We start from the raw sequence: 16,480 nt of genomic DNA on the forward strand, positions 1-16,480 counted from the left end.
CCTGGGTCGCCCGTCGCCTGGGTCGCCCGTCGCCTGGGTCGCCCCCGTTCCAGCCCGCCTCCTGCCCGCACCACCCGCGCTCGCACCCCGGGCGCGTGCGGTGACTGTGCGAAACCGCGGTATGCTGCGGATGTGATCAGCGCAGCTCAGAGCGCTGCCCACAGCCCGCCGACACCGCCGCTTCACCCGTCCGAGTGCTTAGCCAAAACACGAAGGCAACCAAAACGCGGGTTCGAGCGTTCCGCAGAGGAACGGTGGCGGCGGCGGGGCAGAGCCGGACCAGCACCCAGCCGGCCCCGCCCCAGGAAACAAGCAGCCAAGCCCAACGGGCCAGCCCAGCGAGCCGGTCCGGTCCCGGGCGGCGGGAGCGGGGCGGGCTGGGGTCAGGTGGCCGGGACCGTGTCGATGAACTCGGTGCCGTTGGCCCGGTGGGTGTCGACCTGCTGGCGGACCTGGGCTGGGGTCAGGACCTGGTTGCGGGCGAAGTAGACCCAGTCGGCCTGTTGGTGGTACCTGCGTTCCGGGCCCGCGTCGTTGAGGTCGATGAACCAGTGGTTGAAGTTGATCAGCATGGGGGTCTCGGGGTAGTACTTGTCGCCGTGGTCGGCGATGAGCTGGCCGTCGATGTAGTACTTCATGCGACCGTTGGCGACCTGCAGGACCAGGTCGTGCCAGCCGGCGAAGCTGCGGTGGGAGCGGGTTGAGGTGTTGTCGGCCCACCACGGGTCCGCCTGGTAGGTCTCCCACGAGGTCAGGAACATGGTGTTGGCCTGTTCGCCCCAGCCGCCGTTGGGCAGGTACTCGAAGTCCTGTTCGCCGTAGTCCGGGTCGCGGTCGTGGCGGAGCGGGGTGATCGTGTAGAAGGTCTGCACCACGTGGTCGCCGTCGGGGCCGTAGGCCGGTGCGTCGGTCATGTGGAAGCGGGTGGCGTAGGTGCCCTCGAAGAACTTGCGGCCGGTGTTGAGCTGCGACTGCCTTGTGCCGCTTGGGGTTCCGTTGGTCTGGGCGCTCAGTTGGGCGACCTGCTGACCATCGACGGTGGGGAAGCTGACCAGGTTCGGGTCCCAGGTCGCGCCGCCGACTCCTGGGCCGCCGGTGCCGGAGCGGACGGTCCAGCCGCGTTGGGGCAGGCGGGGGTCGGCGCTGCCGGTGTAGTTGAAGTCGTCGAAGAGGACCTGGGTTGGCTGGGTGGCGGTGGGGCCGTGTTGGAGCGCCGGCTGGGGTGGGGCGGCGGCGCTCGCGGGCAGGGTGGTCAGGCCGAGGGTGACCAGGGTGGACAGGCCGGCGGACAGCAGCCGGATTCGTTGCGGGGACACGACTTCCTCCTCAACACCGCGGGGATGTGCGGGGTGGCGGCGGTGTCGGGCATCCTGACTTGACCAATTGGTAAGTTCAGTGACGTGAACGACCGTTGCACAGAAGCCCGGCGGCGTCAACCGGTGGCCGGGTCCGGTCGGCGTGGTCATACTGGGCCGGTGCCGAGACCGGTGGCGCGCAAGCGCGAACGCGTGCGCGACTACCTGCTGGAGCTGGTCGAGACCCGGCCGCAGGGCACCGCGATCCCCTCCGAGCGCACCCTCTGCACGCTGCTGTCGGTCTCCCGGCCCACGTTGCGCTCGGCGGTGGACGAACTGGTCAGCTCCGGGCTGCTGGTGCGCGAGCACGGGCGCGGCATGTTCGTGGCGCGGGGCAAGGTGACGCAGGAACTCCTCGGCGAGCAGGTGCCGCTGGCCGTGCCCAAGGCGGAGGGCGACTGGTCAAGTCGGGTGCTGGAACTGGTCAGGATTCCGGCTGGGGCCAGGATCGGGCGCAAGCTGGAACTGTCGCCCCGGGCCGAGATCACCTACGTGGCCCGGTTGCGACTTGTGGACGGTATGCCGATCGCGTTGGAGCAGCTGCACATCCCGGTCGCGGTGGCCCCTGATCTGTCCACAGTGGACTTTGAGCGGCCTGGACTGCACGCCGCGTTGCGGAAACGCGGGGTGGTGGTGCACGAGGCGGTGCAGTCGATCGAGCCGACGGTGACCGATGAGACCGAGTCCGAGTTGCTCGGCGTGCCGCTGCTGACGCCGGCGCTGCTGTTCGACCGGCGCACCACGGACGCCGACGGCCGTGCGGTGGAGTACGCGCGCTCGATCTACCGCGGCGACCGCTACCGGATCGTCTCCCGCCTGTCGCTGGCGTGACCCGGCCGGCCACCGCAGCAGGGGTGGCGGTGGCCGGACGGGCGCACGTTGTGGTGTGACGGGATCAGCGGAGGCGCTTGACGTCGACGGTGAGCGTGCCCGGGTCGCCGGAGCGGGTGGCGCCGCTGAAGTCCGGGCCCGGGGAGACGTCGTCGTAGGGGAAGGCGTAGCCGCGGTTGTCCGGCAGGCGCTCGTGCACGATCCGGGCGTAGTGGTTGGTGGCCGGGGTGCGGTAGAAGTTGCTCGCCACCTCGCCGTGCGGCTGGTTCGGGTTGGACAGCAACGTGGTGCGGTTCAGCGCCGCGGCCAGCCGCGGGATGATCGCCTTGCGCACCTCGCTGGCCCCGGCCAGGCTGAACGGACCGGAGTCGCAGCTGAACACGTCAGCGGTGCTGGGCTTGGTGAAGGTCTCGCCGTTGTTGAAGCGCAGCACCCCGCCGCTGACCCGGCCGGTGAGCCTGCCCGCACCGCTCTGGGTGTCCACCACCAGGTCGGTGCCCGCGTACTTGGCCCAGCACTGGTCGATGTAGCCGCCCAGGTAGTTGGCGAACGCGCTCGCCTTGTAGTGCGCGCTCATCGCCCGCAGGTTGCGGCCGTCCGGACCCTTCTGGATCAGCTGGTTCCAGGCCGAGCCCTCCTTGGACGCCTGGGCTTGCAGCGCCGCGCAGATCCCGTCCAGCGCGCCGGCCGGCAGGCCCGGCACGGTCTCCACCCGGCCGGAGAGCGAGCGCAGCGAGAGGCCCAGCGGCGCGGCCACGAAGTCCACGTAGCTGATGTTGGCGAACAGCTCGGCCTCGTTGAAGGTGAACTCGGCGAAGGTCCAGTTCTTGTTGATGTTGGGGTCGCCCGGGTTGAGGAAGCTGGGGTGCACGATGTGCGGGCCTGGGTTGACGAAGAAGTTGAGCTTCGCCCCGGTCACCACGTAGATCCGCGCGCCGTACATGCGCGGGATGGACACCGTGGTGGAGGAACCGGGACCGCCCAGGGCGATCGAGGGGTCCTCGCCCAGCGGGGTGACCGGCGAGCCGGGCGAGGGCGGGTAGTAGGAGCTGCCGTCCCGGCGGACGAACAGCGGGCGGTTGCCGGACAGGCCCACGACGTAGGCGTAGGCGGTGGCCGATCCGGAGTTGTTGACCAGGTTCAGGGTGAATCTCTGCGGCGTCGCGGCAGTGGTGGCGTGCGCGGCGAGCTGGCCGAGGGCAGGGGTGGCCAGAGCTGTCGCGGACGCGCCGAGGAAGAGGCGACGAGAGATCATGAACTTTCCTCCACGTCGAGGAAGCTGATCCATGCCACTGGCGGCTGCGACCTGGAAACTCAGCTGGTAGGGATACAGGGGGTGTGCGTGAGAGCGCTCTCGCACACCCCCTACGGTGGCCCTGGATCCCGAGGAAAGTCAAGGTGTTCAGATGGGGAACATATTCTGGGCCGCGTTATATACCGTCACGCGGTATGCAACGCCAATCCGTATACGGAGAGGATCTCGTTGATCGGCTGGAACCAGGTCCGCCCGCCGCCGCGGCAGTCGCCGTAGCCGCCGGAAGTGACGCCCTGGGCCTGGTCGCCGGTGATGAACGAGCCGCCGGAGTCACCGCCCTCGGCGCACACGCTGGTGCCGGTCATCTGGTGCACCGCGCCCTGGGCGTAGTTGATGGTCTCGTTGTGCGACAACACCTGTCCGCAGTGCCACTTGGTGGTGGAACCGGACCGGCACACCGAGGTCCCGACCGGCGCCACCCAGGAGCCGCGGACCAGGGCGTCGGAGACGGTGCCCCAGCCGAGCACCACGGGCACCGTCCACCAGCCACCGCCGGTGCGCACGAAGGCGTAGTCGTTGCCGGGGAAGGAGGAGCCGGCGAAGGTGCCCATCCAGGAGCGGTCCCAGCCATTGACCTGGGCCCCGGTCCCCGCGCAGTGCCCGGCGGTGACGAAGCCGCCGTGCACGGAGAAGCCGATGGAGCAGCGCACGTTCCCGGTGTAGTACGGGTCGCCGCCGACCACCCCGGCCGCGTAGGTGCGCGGGGTCCGGACCCCGGCGCGGTGCACGGTCACCGGGCCGCTGGCGCGGGCCTGGTCGAGGAAGTCGCGGACGGAGGCCTCCTCGGCGTCCTCGACCACGTTGACCACCACCGTGTTGGCGCGCGGGTCGACGTGCCAGCTGACCACCCCGGCAGGGGCGCGCTTGGCCGCGGCCAGCTGGTCGAGGGCGTCCTTGGTGCCCGCCAGGGCTTTCGCGGTGTGGGTGACCGGCACGGCTTCGGCTCCGGTGGCGCGCACGGCCCCGGCCTTGGCCGGGTCGGTGATCGCCACCACGAGCCTGCCGCGGCCGGGGTCGAACCAGGAGCCGCCCAGTGCCGCGCCCGCGGCGGCCTCGGCGGCCGGGACCAGCCGGGAGGCCTGGTTCTCCTGGCGGACTCGGAGTGCGGCCTGCGCCGCGGTGAGTCCGAGGTCCTGCCGCATGGCGGGCAGCAGGCCGGGTGAGAGGACGGGATCGGCCAGGGCCGCGGGCGCGACTCCGGCGGCGACGGACAGGGCGAGTGACACGGCGAGGCCCAACCGGCCTGCTGCGCTGCGGTGCATCTGAGTCTCCTTGTGGCGGAAGGAAATGTGACCCAACTGCGTGGCGGCGGACGCTCAACGTGACACGGTCGTCCAGACCGGTCAAGGGATCGGGTGCGGCTGACCGGTTCTGGACAGATGCGGGCGCGGACACCACAGGACCCCCGCCCGAACGGACAGGGCCCGGTGGCGCAGGGAATCAGGCCGGGTACACGCGCAGCTCGGCCAGCTGACCCGCCGGCCAGCCGGTGTTGCCGGTGAACCGCACCCGCAGGTACCGCGCACCGGTGGCGGCGAAGTTCGCGGTGGCGGTGTTGCCGGAGCCGGGATCGAAAGCGTAGCCGCGGGAGCCGGCTAGCTCCGTGTAGCCGGAGCCGTTGGCGCTGCCCAGGATGGCCGCGGTCTGGGTGCGGGCGCCCCAGGCCGGGTGGGGCGGCAGGGCCAGGGTGACCCGGTTGACCTGGTGGGTGGCGCCGAGGTCGACGGTGATCTCCTGCGGGAAGGCGTGGTTCGCGCTTTCCCAGTAGCTGTCGGCGTTGCCGTCCACCGCGCGGGCGGCGGTCAGGTCGTGCACGTGGCTGATCGCCTTGCCCTGCTTGCGCAAGAGTTGCACAATCGGGCCTGCGGCTCGCGTGAACCTAGTAACGCGACGCAAGGGGCTTGCTCGGATCGGCGCAAGCGGCTTGCGCGGGCCGAACGGGGTAACCGCGGCCCGGGACTGAACCGAACCCGGGTGCCGGTGCGTTGCCCGGACATGGACCACGTCGTCGAACCGCCTCGCGCCGCCTCGGTCTGGACGCCCTACCCCGACGCGGAGGACGGTCCGCGCGACCCGGCGCGGGATGTGCTGTGGCGGATCAGCGAGCTGCTGGTCGCGCACGGCGTGGCCAGCGCCGATGTGCACCTGCTGCTACCGCCGGAGCGGCAGGTGCGCACCGCGCTGCGCTGCCAGGAGGCGCGCAGGCAGGATGCCGCGCTGGCCGCCGACCTGTCGGTGTGCGAGTCCTTCGCCGCGATCTGCCCGGTGCACGATCCGTTGGTGCGCAGGGTGTTCCGCGGTCGCGGGCTGCGCTGCACCGGTCGCAGGGACAGCTGCCCGTGGCGCGGGGAAGGCTGGCGGCGGCACTGCGCGGCGCCGATGGCCGCGGTGGTGGAGCACCCGGTCACCGGCGAGCGACGGCGGTGGTGCCTGGTGCACCTGGAGGTCGAGCGGGCGATGAACCCCGGGCTACGGGTGGTCGCGGCGGCGCACTGACCTGGCCGGCTCGAGAGATGGACTTCCCGAGCCGGTCAGGCGCTGGGTCATCAGGCCAGCCAGACCGCGGTGTCGGCGGGCAGTTCGCCCTGCCCGGTCAGCGGCCCGCTGGCCAGCAGCACCCGCTCGTGCGCGGGCAGCGGGACCGGCGCGGCGGAGAGGTTCAGCACGCAGGTGAAGCCGGGCGGGCGGTGGAAGGCGAGGACCTGCTCGCCACGGTCCAGCCAGCGCATCGGGCCGTCGCCGAGCGCGGGCAGTTCCCGGCGCAGCCGCAGCGCCTCCCGGTACAGCGCGTGCATCGAGCCCGGATCCCGTTGCTGCGCCTCGGCGGTGTAGCCCGCCCACTCCTCCGGCTGTGGCAACCAGGGCCGGGAGCCCTCGGGGCCGAAGCCGAACGGGGCGGCCTGCCCGGCCCACGGGATGGGCACCCGGCAGCCGTCCCGGCCGGGGTCCGCGCCCTGGGTGCGCGCGAACACCGGGTCCTGGCGCAGCTCGTCCGGCACGTCCTCGATCTCCCACAGGCCGAGCTCTTCCCCTTGGTACACATAGGCTCCGCCGGGCAGGGACAGGCTGAGCAGGGCGGCCGCGCGGGCCCGCCGGGTGCCCAGCTCGCGGTCCACCGGGGTGCCGTGGCGGCGGTCGGCGAAGGTGAAGCCGGTGTCGCCGGCCCGGCCGTAGCGGGTGACGTGGCGGGTCACGTCGTGGTTGGACAGCACCCAGGTGGGCGGCGCGCCCACCGGCGCATGACTGTCCACAGTGGACTGGACGATGGCCTTGAGCTGTCCGGCTTCCCATGGGCAGGACAGGAAGTCGAAGTTGAAGGCGGAGTGCAGCTCGTCCGGCCGGAGGTAGCGGGCGAAACGCTCGGGGTCGGGCAGCCACATCTCACCGACGAAGATCCGGTCCGGGCCGTACTCCTCGGCGATCCGCCGCCAGGCCCGGTAGATCTCGTGCACGCCGTCCAGGTCGGAGAACGGCAGCTGCCCGTTGGCCCCGGCCACATCGGGCAGGCCGGGCGCCTTGACCAGGCCGTCGGCCACGTCGATGCGCAGGCCGTCCACGCCGCGGTCGAACCAGAACCGGAGGATGTCGGCGAACTCGGCGTGCACCTCGGGGCTGGTCCAGTTGAGGTCGGGCTGCTCGGCGGCGTAGAGGTGCAGGTACCACTCCCCCGGCGTGCCGTCGGCGTTGACGGTCCTGGTCCAGGCCGGGCCGCCGAAGCGGGACTGCCAGTCGTTCGGCGGTTCGGCGCCGTCGGCGCCCCGGCCGGGCCGGAACCAGAACCGTTGCCGCGCGGGCGATCCCGGTGCCGCGGCCAGCGCCTCGGCGAACCAGGGGTGCTGGTCGGAGCAGTGGTTGGGCACGATGTCGATGATGATCCGGATGCCCAGCCGGTGCGCCTCGGCGATGAACTCCTCGGCCTGGGCCAGGGTGCCGAAGACCGGTTCGATGTCCTGGTAGTCGGCCACGTCGTAGCCGCCGTCGGCCATCGGCGAGGGGTACCACGGGCAGAACCAGATCGCGTCGATGCCCAGCTCCGCCAGGTAGGGCAGCTTCGCGCGGGCCCCGGTGAGATCACCGATCCCGTCCCCGTCGCCGTCGGCGAAGCTGCGCAGGTACACCTGGTAGATCGCCGCCCCGCGCCACCAGGACGCCGAGTTACCGTCCACAGTGGACGAAGTGGTTGTGGTGCGCTCGGAGGAGATCACGATGCCGCCTTCCAGACAGGTGGGGTCTAGCCCTTGAGGCTGCCGGCGGTGAGGCCGGCCAGGATCTGGCGTTGGAAGATGAGGAACAGCACGATCATCGGGATGCTGGCCAGCACCAGTCCCGCGGTGAGCACGTTGAGCGCGGTGTCCGGCGCGACGCGTTCCAGTGCCACGCTGAGGGTCTGTTCGTTCGGGTCGGAGAACACCAGCAGCGGCCAGATGAAGTCCTTCCACGCGGTGACCAGCGCGAGGATGGACACCACCGCCAGGATCGGCCGGGAGATCGGCAGCACGATGCTGATCAGCACCCGCACCGGGCCCGCCCCGTCCATCCTGGCCGCTTCCAGCAGTTCGCCGGGGATCTCGTCGAAGAACCGCTTGAGCAGGTAGATGTTGAACGCGCTGGCCGCCGCGGGCAGCCAGATCCCGGCCGGGTTGTTGAGCAGGTTCACCCCGAGCAGCGGCACGTCCGCGATGGTCAGGTACGTGGGCACCAGCAGCGCCGAGGCCGGCAGCATCAGGGTGGCCAGCATCAGGCCGAGGATCACGTTGCCCAGCACCGGTCGCAGCTTGGACAGCGCGTAGGCGGCAGGCACGCACACCGCCAGCTGCACCAGCACCGCGCCGCCGGCCACGACGAAGGTGTTGAGGAAGTACCGGCTCAGGTCCAGTTCCTGCCAGGCCTGCCAGAAGGTCTCCGGGAACCAGGTCTCCGGCACCACCGACGGCGGGGTCCTGGCCAGCTCCACCGGCGACTTCATCGCCCCGGTCACCGCCCAGTACAGCGGGAAGACGAAGGCCAGCAGGAACACCACCAGGACCAGGCCGAAAACCAGCCAGTACAAGGCTTTCCCGCGCGGGGAGCGCAGGGCCGCCGGGGAGACCAGGGTGCGGGTGGACGACATGTCAGCTCCTCGTCCTGGTCAGGCGCACGTAGGTGGCGGAGAAGACGCCGAGCACCACGAACAGCAGCAGGCTCAGCGCGCTGGCCGTGCCGAAGTCGTTGTAGTAGAAGGCATACCGGTACAGCAGGAGCAGCACGGTGACGGTGGCGTCCTCGGGTCCGCCGCCGGTCATCACGTACGGTTCGGTGAAGACCTGCATGGTGGCCACCACCTGCAACAGCAGCAGCACCAGCAGCACGAACCGGGTCTGCGGGATGGTGACGTGCACCAGCCGCCGCCACAGGCTCGCGCCGTCGAGCTCGGCCGCCTCGTACAACTCGCCGGGGATGGTCTGCAACGCGGCCAGGTAGATCAGCGTGGTGCTGCCCATGTTGGCCCAGGTGGAGACCAGCACCAGCGAGATCATGGCGGTACTGCTGGAGTCCAGCCAGCTCAGCCCGGACAGGCCGACCGCGCGCAGGCCCTCGTTGAACAGGCCGGGACCGGGGTTGTAGAACCACTTCCACAGCAGCGCGGTCACCACCGGCGGCAGCATCACCGGCAGGTACACCGCGATCCGGAAGAACGAGCGGGCGTGCCGCAGCTCGTTGAGCACCACCGCGGTCAGGAACGGCACCGCGAAACCCAGCAGCAGCGCCAATCCGGTGAACAGCAGGGTGTTCCGCCAGGCCGCGCCGAAGAGCGGGTCGTTGAACAGCCGCTCGAAGTTGTCGAACCCGACCCAGGTCGGCGGGTTGACGAAGTCGACCTGCTGGAAGCTGAGCAGCACGCCGCGGATCAGCGGCCACCAGGAGAACAGCGCGAAGACCACCAGCGCGCCGGCGAGCAGTCCGTAGGCGGTGAGGTTCTCGCTGAGCTTGCGGCGCCACCGGCCCGGCACCGGTGGCGCCGCCGCGCTCAGCTCACCGGAGCTGCGCAAGAACACCGTTGACCTTGGTTTCCGCCTCGGCGAGCACCTGGTCGATGTTGACGTCCTTGTTGGTCAGCACCGCCTGCATCACCGTGTCCAGCGCGGCGTAGACCTGTTGCGCGTTCGGCGGTTCCAGGTTGCCCTTCAGGCTGGGCGCGGCGGTGATGTAGGGCTGGTAGTTGGCCACCGGGATGGTCGCGTTGGCGGCCTTGACCTTCTCCTGCTGCTCGCGCACCGGGCCGACCCAGACGTCGGCGGCCGGTGGCACGGGCAGGCCGATCGGCTGCTTCTGCTCGGCGTAGCGCTTGAGGTTGCTCTCGATCCTGGCCGGGTCGAGGAACTTCCAGCGCAGCCAGGTGAGTCCGGCCTTGATCTTCGCCGGGGTGGCCTTGGGGTTGATCATGTAGCCCTCGCCGCCGATCAGTGTGCCCTGGCCGCCGGGCAGCGGGGCCAGGCCGTAGTCCTCGTACTTGCCGTTGAACTGGTTGACCAGCACCGGCACGTTGTCCGGCGCGGCGATGTACATGCCGAGCTGCCCGGCGCCCATCAGCCGTTGCAGGTCGGGGATCTCCAGCAGTTGCTTGCTGCCCATGGAGTCATCGGTCCAGCGCATGTCGTGCAGGTGCCGCAGGACGGCCTTGCCCTTGTCGTTGTTGAAGTCGGCCTTCCAGCTCTCGCCGTCCTGGCGGGCCACCGCGCCGCCGACGGAGTTGAGCCAGCTGGTCAGGTGCCAGCCGCCCTGGTTGTTCTTGCTCAGCTCGCCGAAGCCGACCACGCCGCCGCCCAGCGCGCTGATCTTCTTGGCGGCCGTGCGCACCTCCTCCCAGGTGGCCGGCGGCTTGTCCGGGTCCAGTCCGGCCTTGCTGAACAAAGTGCGGTTGTAGAGCAGGCCCATCGAATAGTTGGCGGTGGGCAGGCCGTACTGGCGGCCCCTGCCGTCCTTGAACACCTGCACCAGCTGCGGGTTGAGCTCACCGGCGAGCGGGACGTCCTTGAGGTGGTCGGTGATGTCGGCGGCCTGGCGGCGGGCGATGATCTGCGCCGGGTCGGTGAGGTAGACGTAGTAGACGTCCTCCAACTGGCCGCCGGAAAGCTTGGTGGCGAAGGTCTTCGGGTCCATGAAGCCTTCGTGCGGCTCGATGTCGATGTCCGGGTTGGCCGCCTCGAACGCGGCCACGTCCTCGTCGAAGATCTTGCGCTGGAAGGCCTGGGTGCCCGGCGGCTGCCCGTTGACCGAGATCCTGACCTTGCCGCCTGCCGCAGGCGGGGTGTCGCCGCCGCACCCGGCCATGGTCAGGCCGAGTCCGGCGACGAGCAGCGCGCCAAGGGCGCCGCGGGTACGAGGTCTCATCATCGCTCGTGCCTCTTCTCGGTGGGAGGTCGCTCCGGCGGGACCTGTGGCGCGGCTCACGATAGGAGCCCGGTCCGCCGGAGCGCAATATCCCGATGAGATTGAGCAAGAAGTCGACTGAGCCTTGTTATGTACTGACGGTCACTTCTCCGGGGCGGGCGCGGTGGAGCCGCGCACCACCAGCTCCGGCTCGAACAGCAGCTCCTCGGCGGTGACCTCGGCGCCGTTGATCTGCGCGGCCAGCAGGTCCACCGCGGCCCGGCCCATCGCCTCAATGGGCTGGCGGATGGTAGTCAGGGGCGGGTCGGTGCAGTTCATGAACGCGGAGTCGTCGTAGCCGATCACCGAGACGTCGGCGGGCACCGCCATACCGCGCCGCCGCACCGCGCGCACCGTGCCCAGCGCGAGCGGGTCGGAGGCGCAGACGATGCCGGTGACCCCGCGTTCGATCAGCCGCGCGGCCGCCGCCTGCCCGCCCTCCAGGGAGAACATGGCGTGCCCTACCCATTCGGCAGGCACGCTGAGCTTGGCCTTGGCCGCCGCGGCGGTGAAGGCGGCCAGCTTGCGCCGTGAGGGCAGGTGGTCCGGCGGGCCGAGCACCATGCCGACCTTGGTGTGTCCGAGGGAGAGCAGGTGGGTCAGCGCCTGTTCCGCGGCGACCGCATCGTCGCAGGAGACCCGGGGGAAACCGAGCTCATCGATGCCCGCGTTGATCAGCACGGTGGGCAGCTGGCGCTCGACCAGGCGGCGGTAGTGCTCATGCGAGGCGTCGGCCTGGGCGTAGCTGCCGCCGGCGAACAGCACCCCGGAGACGTGCTGGGCGAGCAGCAGCTCGACGTAGTCGGCCTCGGAGACACCACCGGCGGTGCGGGTGCACAGCACCGGGGTGAAACCCTGCTGCGCCAACGCGTTGCCCATGATCTCGGCGAAGGCGGGGAAGATCGGGTTCTGCAGTTCGGGCAGCACCAGGCCGACCAGCCGGGCGCGTTCGCCGCGCAGCTGGGTGGGGCGCTCGTAGCCCAGCACGTCGAGGGCGGTGAGCACGGCGTTGCGGGTGGACTCCGAGACGCCGGGCTTGCCGTTGAGCACCCGGCTGACCGTCGCCTCACTCACCCCGACCTTGCGCGCCACCTCGGCGAGTCGTCGAGTCATGAGGCAATGATGACGCAAGTGAGCGCAAAATGCATACATTTCTTGCAGCTGGCTTGCAGCGTGTCGATTCCGCTCCGCAGGGTCACGGTCCCGTGCGAAAATCCCAGGCGATGTCCGAGAACAACGGTCGCCTGGCCATCGCCCTGAGCGCCATCGGCGTGGTCGCCGCGATCATTTCCGCGTCCACCGACCTGTTCGGGCTGCTCAAGGACGATCCGGCGCCGCCTGCCGCGCCCCCGGCCACGCCGAGCGGTCAGCCCGCCGCCACCGCTCCCGCGTCGAGCACCTCGGCCAAGCCGGTCCCGGAGCCGAAGGAGTACGCGTTCGTGCTCGACTTCGGGGACAACGGCGTGGACCTGGACACCGACCCGCCGGACCGCAAGCCGGACCTGAACAGGTTCGACATCCGGGACTTCTACCTCCAGCGGAGCACGGTCGAGCTGACCAGCGTCAAGATCAGCCACCGGAACGTGGTCCAGTGGACCGGGAGCCACAGCCCCACCCTGCAGGAGTGCACGGAGTTGCTGGGCGCCGAGTCCGTGCGCAGCGCGAAGCTGCACCCGGACCGCAAGTTCTGCGTGCGCACGGTGAGCGGCCGGATCGGCCTGCTGACCGCGGTCGGCCCCAAGGGCGACGGCTGGGCCATGACAGCCAAGATGTGGCCGCCCTGAACCCGCACCCCTGGCCGGAGACCGCCGACCAGGCCCGCGCGATCCAGGACCAGCTGCGCACCCAGGTCGACATCACCGGCCCCGGCCCGCAGGCCCCGGCCACCGTCGCGGGCCTGGACGTCGCCTACGCCAAGGACGACCGCACCCTGGCCGCCGCCGTGGTCCTGCTCGACTTCGCCACCCACGAGGTCCTGGCCGAGTCCACCGCCACCGGTGCCCCGGCCTTCGACTACGTCCCCGGCCTGTTCGCCTTCCGCGAGCTGCCCACCCTGCTCACCGCGCTGTCCAGTCTCCCGGCCACCCCTGACCTGCTCGTCGTCGACGGCCACGGCCTGGCCCACCCGCACCGCTTCGGCCTGGCCTGCCACCTGGGCGTGCTCACCGGGCTGCCGGTCTTCGGCGTCGGCAAGACCCGGCTCATCGGCGCCGCCCCGGAACCCGGCCCGGACCGCGGCGCCGCGGCCGACCTGGTCGATGACGGCGAGGTGGTCGGGCGGGTGCTGCGCACGCGGCGCGGGGTGAAACCGGTGTACGTCTCCGCGGGGCACCTGATCGACCTGGACACCGCCTGCGCGCACACGCTGGCGCTGACCCCGCGCTACCGGCTGCCGGAGACCACCCGCGCCGCCGACCAGGCCTGCCGCCGCGCGCTGTCCGCCTAGGACTTCCCGCGCCCGGTCCGCAGGTCCACCAGGTTGGAGGCGGGCCCGTAGTAGAACGCGCGCACCCGGTAGGCCGCGGTGCGCTCCTCCGGCAGGGTCACCAGACCGAAGGAGTTGATGTCAGGGTCCAGCAGTGCCGCGGTCCCCCACTGCGCCGCGCCCGCCGCCTTCGACTCGATCGCGTAGTGGTCCTCGTCGGTGGCGTTGTCCCGCCAGGTGAACCGGATGCCCTGGCTGGTCATCACGGTCGCCTTGACCTCGGTCGGCGCCGAGGCCGAAGCGTTGGCGCGCAAGGACTGCGTGGCCGCGGGCGCGCCGGGCAGGGTCTGCGGCACGGCCCACTCGTGCGAGTCCTCCTCCGGCTTGTCCCCCGGCTTCGGCTCGGGCATGGTCACCGACTGCTCCGGCGAGGCGGCGCCGTGGTAGGGCCGGAGCCGGTAGTAGAACCGGGTTTCCGGGATCAGGTCGGCGTGCCGGTAGCTGGTCTCCTCCGGGGCGAGGAACTTCAGCACGGTGTAGTCGCCGTTGGGCTCGTGCGAGTACTCGATCACCCGCCCGGCCACCGGCGGCCCGGAGTTCCGCCAGCGCAGCGTGATGTCCACCGGAGTGTCCAGCTGCCCGGTGAGCTGATCGGCCGGGGGCGCGGATTCCGTTGGGGCGCAAGCGCAGAGCAGCAGGGCGAGCGCGGGCAGCACGGCGCGGAGCTTGGTCACGGCGGGCCTCGAGAGGTCGGAGGGCACGCGGTCGTCCCGGCGGGTGGCACCGGGACGACCGCGCGGGTCAGGGCTGGGTGTCAGCGCGAAATCACTTGCGCCAGAAGCGGATTCCGCTCCACACCACGGTGGCCGGACCCTGACCGCTGCTGGTGCGGTAGGCGCCGAACTTGTCGTAGAACTGGCTGCCGGAGCTGGCGTAGCTGTGCCGCAGGGAACCGTTGATGTAGGTGCGGTGCTCGCTGCCGACCTGGTGCACGGTGTTGACCCGCACGGTCGCGCCGACGGTGGCCCCGGAGGCGATGGTCGCGCCGCCGTGCACCGCGTACATCCGCCCGCCGCGCTCCACCGCGAGCATGAAGAACGGTCCGGCGGTGGGACCTTCGCGGAAGGTCTGCTTCAGCGAGATCCGGGTGCCGCCCAGGCTCTGCACCCGGAAGGACCCCTCGAACTGGTAGGTGCCACCTCCATAGGTGTCGTACCTGCGTTCCGCGCGCTGATCCCCGCTCGCGGTGGAGCAGGTCAGGGTGAAGGTCAGGTTGTTCACCTGGCCGCAGCCGCGCTGCTGGACGTTGAAGCCAGGGGAACGGGAGGACCAGCCACCGCCCTCGACCTGGGCCTGCGCGGCAGGGGCGGTGAGCACCAGCCCACCCAGGACCGCGAGCACAGCAAGGACACGGCGTTTTCTCGGCATTCCAACCTCCAAGAAAAGGCGCGTACGAACGAGGAATACCGACGTTTGCAGGGGCCGGTATCAGCGTTCGAAAGCGCTTACCAGGTTGGCGGGGTGACGTCACATTAGGACACGGAACGTAGTCCGACAAGGCTTTCACATATGCGACCAGAAAGGGCCGGGAGAGCCTCCGGGCGGGTGTGGCCGACGGGCGTGGCGAAACTCCACGACGGCCTCCGGAGGCTCTCCCTTCCTCGACCCGGACCGGACTCGCCGGCGGAGAAAGGACCGACACTGCCCGCCCTGGGATCCCCGCCGCCACACCGGCCGGGGAGAATTGATCCCCAGCGTTGACGAACGCTTGTTCAGTAAGTTGCCGCGCCGATGCTAGGCAGGCGGTTACCCGCCCCAGGCTCGTTTGTGGCGCAGGTCACCTCAGAGGCTGAACGCGGTCGGCTGCACGCTGCGCTCGAACACCAGCGACATCAGCTCGGTGACGAACTCCGGCACGCTCGCCCCGTCGTAGTGCCCCCGGCTGGCCTGCGCCAGCACCACCCGGCCGAGTGCCCCGACCAGGATGAGCTGGCAGGCCAGCTGTGGCGGCACCCGCAGCGGATGGCCTGCGGCGGCGCAGGCCTCCAGCGCCTCGATGACGATCAGGCCGATCTCCATGCCGGGGCGGGTGGTCGCGCTGTCGCTCCAGGAGACGCCAACGCCCTTGGGGAAGCTCAGCAGCACGCGCTGGTGCGCCGGGTTGCCGGTGGCGAAGCACAGGTAGGCCCGCATGATCGCGCCCAGCCTGGCCAGCGGATCACCCGGCTCCGCCTCGTCCCTGGCCTGTGCCATCACCTCGGCCATCCGCCGCAGCTGATCGGCCAGCAGCGCGCCGACCAGCTCGGTCAGGTCGCCGAAGTGCGGGTAGATGCTGGCGGGCGCGATCCCGGCGGCCCTGGCCACGCCGCGAATGGTCAGCGCGTCGTCGGTGTCCAGCTCGCCGAGCAGCCGCTCGGTGGCGCACAGGATCTCCTGCCGCAGGCGGTCGCCGTGGCCCCACGGGTTGCGGACCCGCCGCGGCGGACACGACTGCTCGGAGACCTCGTCCACGGTGTCAGCGTCCCTGTTGTTCCGGTAGCGGGACCGCGCCCGCGTGCAGGAGCTTGAGCGCGTCGCGGGTGATCTCCGACAGTGGCCGGGTGCCGCCGCCGTCCACCCACTCCCGCAGCACCACCTCGATCAGCCCCATGGCGGTGGCCGCGGCCAGCGCGGCCACCAGGCGGACCGAGGGCCCGCCGATCCTGGCGGCGATCTCGGTGGCCAGCTCGTCGCGCCAGCGCCAGGTCTGCTCGGCCAGCCTGGCCTGCAGCGAGTCGGTGTGCCTGGCCAGCGCGTACACCGCGACGACCCGGTCGGAGTCCTCGGTGACCACCCGCATCAACCGGGCCAGCACCGCGTGCAGCGCCTCGGGCAGCGGGCGGTCCGCGGGCTGGGCGCGCATGACCTCGAGGGAGTCGGTGAGGTGCTCCTCGACGAAGCCCGCGATCAGCGACTCCTTGGTCGGGAAGTAGCGGTAGAGCGTGCGGGTGCCGACCTCGGCCGCGGCGGCGACCTGTTCGATCGTGGTCGCCTCGAAGCCCTGCGCCGCGAACAGCTCCAGTGCCTTGTCGGCGATCAGCAGCCGGGTGCGCTGCATCTTCACCTCGCGCAGCCCCATCGGCGCACCTCCTGACCAGCCCCTCT

The 16,480-nt window shown here is 70.8% G+C and carries 17 protein-coding genes; 4 read left to right on the forward strand and 13 right to left on the reverse strand.

Going from position 1 to position 16,480, the window contains the following annotated elements; all coding sequences use genetic code 11:
• Positions 1 to 383: 383 nt before the first annotated feature.
• Positions 384 to 1,316, reverse strand: coding sequence for a glycoside hydrolase family 16 protein (locus tag M8C13_RS29000; RefSeq protein WP_252483902.1), 933 nt, complete (start codon positions 1,314 to 1,316; stop codon positions 384 to 386).
• Between the two features lie 159 nt (positions 1,317 to 1,475).
• On the opposite strand from M8C13_RS29000, the gene M8C13_RS29005 reads away from it, so the two are divergent.
• Positions 1,476 to 2,186: a GntR family transcriptional regulator gene (locus M8C13_RS29005; RefSeq protein WP_252483903.1), complete on the forward strand. Its 711-nt coding sequence runs from the start codon at positions 1,476 to 1,478 to the stop codon at positions 2,184 to 2,186.
• Between the two features lie 64 nt (positions 2,187 to 2,250).
• Here the strand turns inward: M8C13_RS29005 and M8C13_RS29010 are convergent, their stop codons facing one another.
• The 3 genes from M8C13_RS29010 to M8C13_RS29020 all read right to left on the reverse strand — a co-directional run bounded on the left by M8C13_RS29010 (position 2,251) and on the right by M8C13_RS29020 (position 5,346).
• Complete coding sequence (locus M8C13_RS29010; protein ID WP_252483904.1) at positions 2,251 to 3,441, reverse strand: glycoside hydrolase family 64 protein; 1,191 nt, start codon at positions 3,439 to 3,441, stop codon at positions 2,251 to 2,253.
• Between the two features lie 185 nt (positions 3,442 to 3,626).
• Positions 3,627 to 4,763 carry a S1 family peptidase gene (locus M8C13_RS29015; protein ID WP_252483905.1) on the reverse strand — a complete coding sequence of 379 codons (1,137 nt, stop codon included), beginning with the start codon at positions 4,761 to 4,763 and terminating at the stop codon, positions 3,627 to 3,629.
• Between the two features lie 178 nt (positions 4,764 to 4,941).
• Positions 4,942 to 5,346 (reverse strand): discoidin domain-containing protein, encoded by a 405-nt coding sequence (locus M8C13_RS29020; RefSeq protein ID WP_252483906.1) that lies wholly within the window; start codon positions 5,344 to 5,346, stop codon positions 4,942 to 4,944.
• Positions 5,347 to 5,496: 150 nt separating this feature from the next.
• Here M8C13_RS29020 and M8C13_RS29025 point away from each other — a divergent pair, with 150 nt between their 5' ends.
• Positions 5,497 to 5,997, forward strand: a complete 501-nt coding sequence (locus M8C13_RS29025; RefSeq protein WP_252483907.1) for a hypothetical protein — start codon at positions 5,497 to 5,499, stop codon at positions 5,995 to 5,997.
• A gap of 50 nt (positions 5,998 to 6,047) precedes the next feature.
• On the opposite strand, the gene M8C13_RS29030 is transcribed toward M8C13_RS29025, so the two are convergent.
• The 5 genes from M8C13_RS29030 to M8C13_RS29050 all read right to left on the reverse strand — a co-directional run bounded on the left by M8C13_RS29030 (position 6,048) and on the right by M8C13_RS29050 (position 12,063).
• A complete protein-coding gene (locus M8C13_RS29030) occupies positions 6,048 to 7,706 on the reverse strand; it encodes a glycoside hydrolase family 13 protein (protein ID WP_252483908.1) in 1,659 nt (552 codons plus the stop codon).
• A 26-nt stretch (positions 7,707 to 7,732) separates the two neighbouring features.
• Positions 7,733 to 8,611, reverse strand: a complete 879-nt coding sequence (locus tag M8C13_RS29035) for a carbohydrate ABC transporter permease (RefSeq protein ID WP_252483909.1) — start codon at positions 8,609 to 8,611, stop codon at positions 7,733 to 7,735.
• 1 nt (position 8,612) lies between these two features.
• Positions 8,613 to 9,536 (reverse strand): carbohydrate ABC transporter permease, encoded by a 924-nt coding sequence (locus M8C13_RS29040; RefSeq protein WP_252483910.1) that lies wholly within the window; start codon positions 9,534 to 9,536, stop codon positions 8,613 to 8,615.
• Positions 9,514 to 10,875, reverse strand: a complete 1,362-nt coding sequence (locus tag M8C13_RS29045) for an ABC transporter substrate-binding protein (protein ID WP_374213191.1) — start codon at positions 10,873 to 10,875, stop codon at positions 9,514 to 9,516. Before M8C13_RS29045 ends, M8C13_RS29040 begins: the two co-directional genes overlap by 23 nt.
• Positions 10,876 to 11,013: 138 nt before the next feature.
• Complete coding sequence (locus M8C13_RS29050; RefSeq protein ID WP_256509878.1) at positions 11,014 to 12,063, reverse strand: LacI family DNA-binding transcriptional regulator; 1,050 nt, start codon at positions 12,061 to 12,063, stop codon at positions 11,014 to 11,016.
• A gap of 71 nt (positions 12,064 to 12,134) precedes the next feature.
• Between M8C13_RS29050 and M8C13_RS29055 the strand changes: the two genes are divergently transcribed.
• Together M8C13_RS29055 and M8C13_RS29060 are read left to right on the forward strand one after the other, a co-directional pair.
• Positions 12,135 to 12,695, forward strand: a complete 561-nt coding sequence (locus M8C13_RS29055; RefSeq protein ID WP_252483912.1) for a hypothetical protein — start codon at positions 12,135 to 12,137, stop codon at positions 12,693 to 12,695.
• Positions 12,683 to 13,357: an endonuclease V gene (locus M8C13_RS29060; RefSeq protein WP_252483913.1), complete on the forward strand. Its 675-nt coding sequence runs from the start codon at positions 12,683 to 12,685 to the stop codon at positions 13,355 to 13,357. Before M8C13_RS29055 ends, M8C13_RS29060 begins: the two co-directional genes overlap by 13 nt.
• Here M8C13_RS29060 and M8C13_RS29065 read toward each other — a convergent pair.
• From M8C13_RS29065 to M8C13_RS29080, 4 genes are all read right to left on the reverse strand, one after another.
• Positions 13,354 to 14,070, reverse strand: coding sequence for a fibronectin type III domain-containing protein (locus M8C13_RS29065; RefSeq protein WP_252483914.1), 717 nt, complete (start codon positions 14,068 to 14,070; stop codon positions 13,354 to 13,356). The genes M8C13_RS29060 and M8C13_RS29065 overlap by 4 nt on opposite strands.
• A 91-nt stretch (positions 14,071 to 14,161) precedes the next feature.
• Complete coding sequence (locus M8C13_RS29070) at positions 14,162 to 14,764, reverse strand: hypothetical protein (RefSeq protein ID WP_252483915.1); 603 nt, start codon at positions 14,762 to 14,764, stop codon at positions 14,162 to 14,164.
• Positions 14,765 to 15,178: 414 nt separating this feature from the next.
• Positions 15,179 to 15,847 carry a TetR family transcriptional regulator gene (locus M8C13_RS29075; protein WP_252483916.1) on the reverse strand — a complete coding sequence of 223 codons (669 nt, stop codon included), beginning with the start codon at positions 15,845 to 15,847 and terminating at the stop codon, positions 15,179 to 15,181.
• Between the two features lie 4 nt (positions 15,848 to 15,851).
• Positions 15,852 to 16,454, reverse strand: coding sequence for a TetR/AcrR family transcriptional regulator (locus tag M8C13_RS29080; RefSeq protein ID WP_252483917.1), 603 nt, complete (start codon positions 16,452 to 16,454; stop codon positions 15,852 to 15,854).
• Positions 16,455 to 16,480: the final 26 nt, after the last annotated feature.

Origin of the sequence: Crossiella sp. SN42 (genome assembly GCF_023897065.1) — a bacterium.
Classification (GTDB): domain Bacteria; phylum Actinomycetota; class Actinomycetes; order Mycobacteriales; family Pseudonocardiaceae; genus Crossiella.

Bases quoted from the DNA above. Each gene is read 5' to 3' on its own strand.
- M8C13_RS29010 (WP_252483904.1), bottom strand. From the start codon at position 3,441: ATGATCTCTCGTCGCCTCTTCCTCGGCGCGTCCGCGACAGCTCTGGCC.
- M8C13_RS29015 (WP_252483905.1), bottom strand. From the start codon at position 4,763: ATGCACCGCAGCGCAGCAGGCCGGTTGGGCCTCGCCGTGTCACTCGCC.
- M8C13_RS29025 (WP_252483907.1), top strand. From the start codon at position 5,497: ATGGACCACGTCGTCGAACCGCCTCGCGCCGCCTCGGTCTGGACGCCC.
- M8C13_RS29035 (WP_252483909.1), bottom strand. From the start codon at position 8,611: ATGTCGTCCACCCGCACCCTGGTCTCCCCGGCGGCCCTGCGCTCCCCG.
- M8C13_RS29045 (WP_374213191.1), bottom strand. From the start codon at position 10,875: ATGATGAGACCTCGTACCCGCGGCGCCCTTGGCGCGCTGCTCGTCGCC.
- M8C13_RS29050 (WP_256509878.1), bottom strand. From the start codon at position 12,063: ATGTATGCATTTTGCGCTCACTTGCGTCATCATTGCCTCATGACTCGA.
- M8C13_RS29055 (WP_252483912.1), top strand. From the start codon at position 12,135: ATGTCCGAGAACAACGGTCGCCTGGCCATCGCCCTGAGCGCCATCGGC.
- M8C13_RS29070 (WP_252483915.1), bottom strand. From the start codon at position 14,764: ATGCCGAGAAAACGCCGTGTCCTTGCTGTGCTCGCGGTCCTGGGTGGG.
- M8C13_RS29080 (WP_252483917.1), bottom strand. From the start codon at position 16,454: ATGGGGCTGCGCGAGGTGAAGATGCAGCGCACCCGGCTGCTGATCGCC.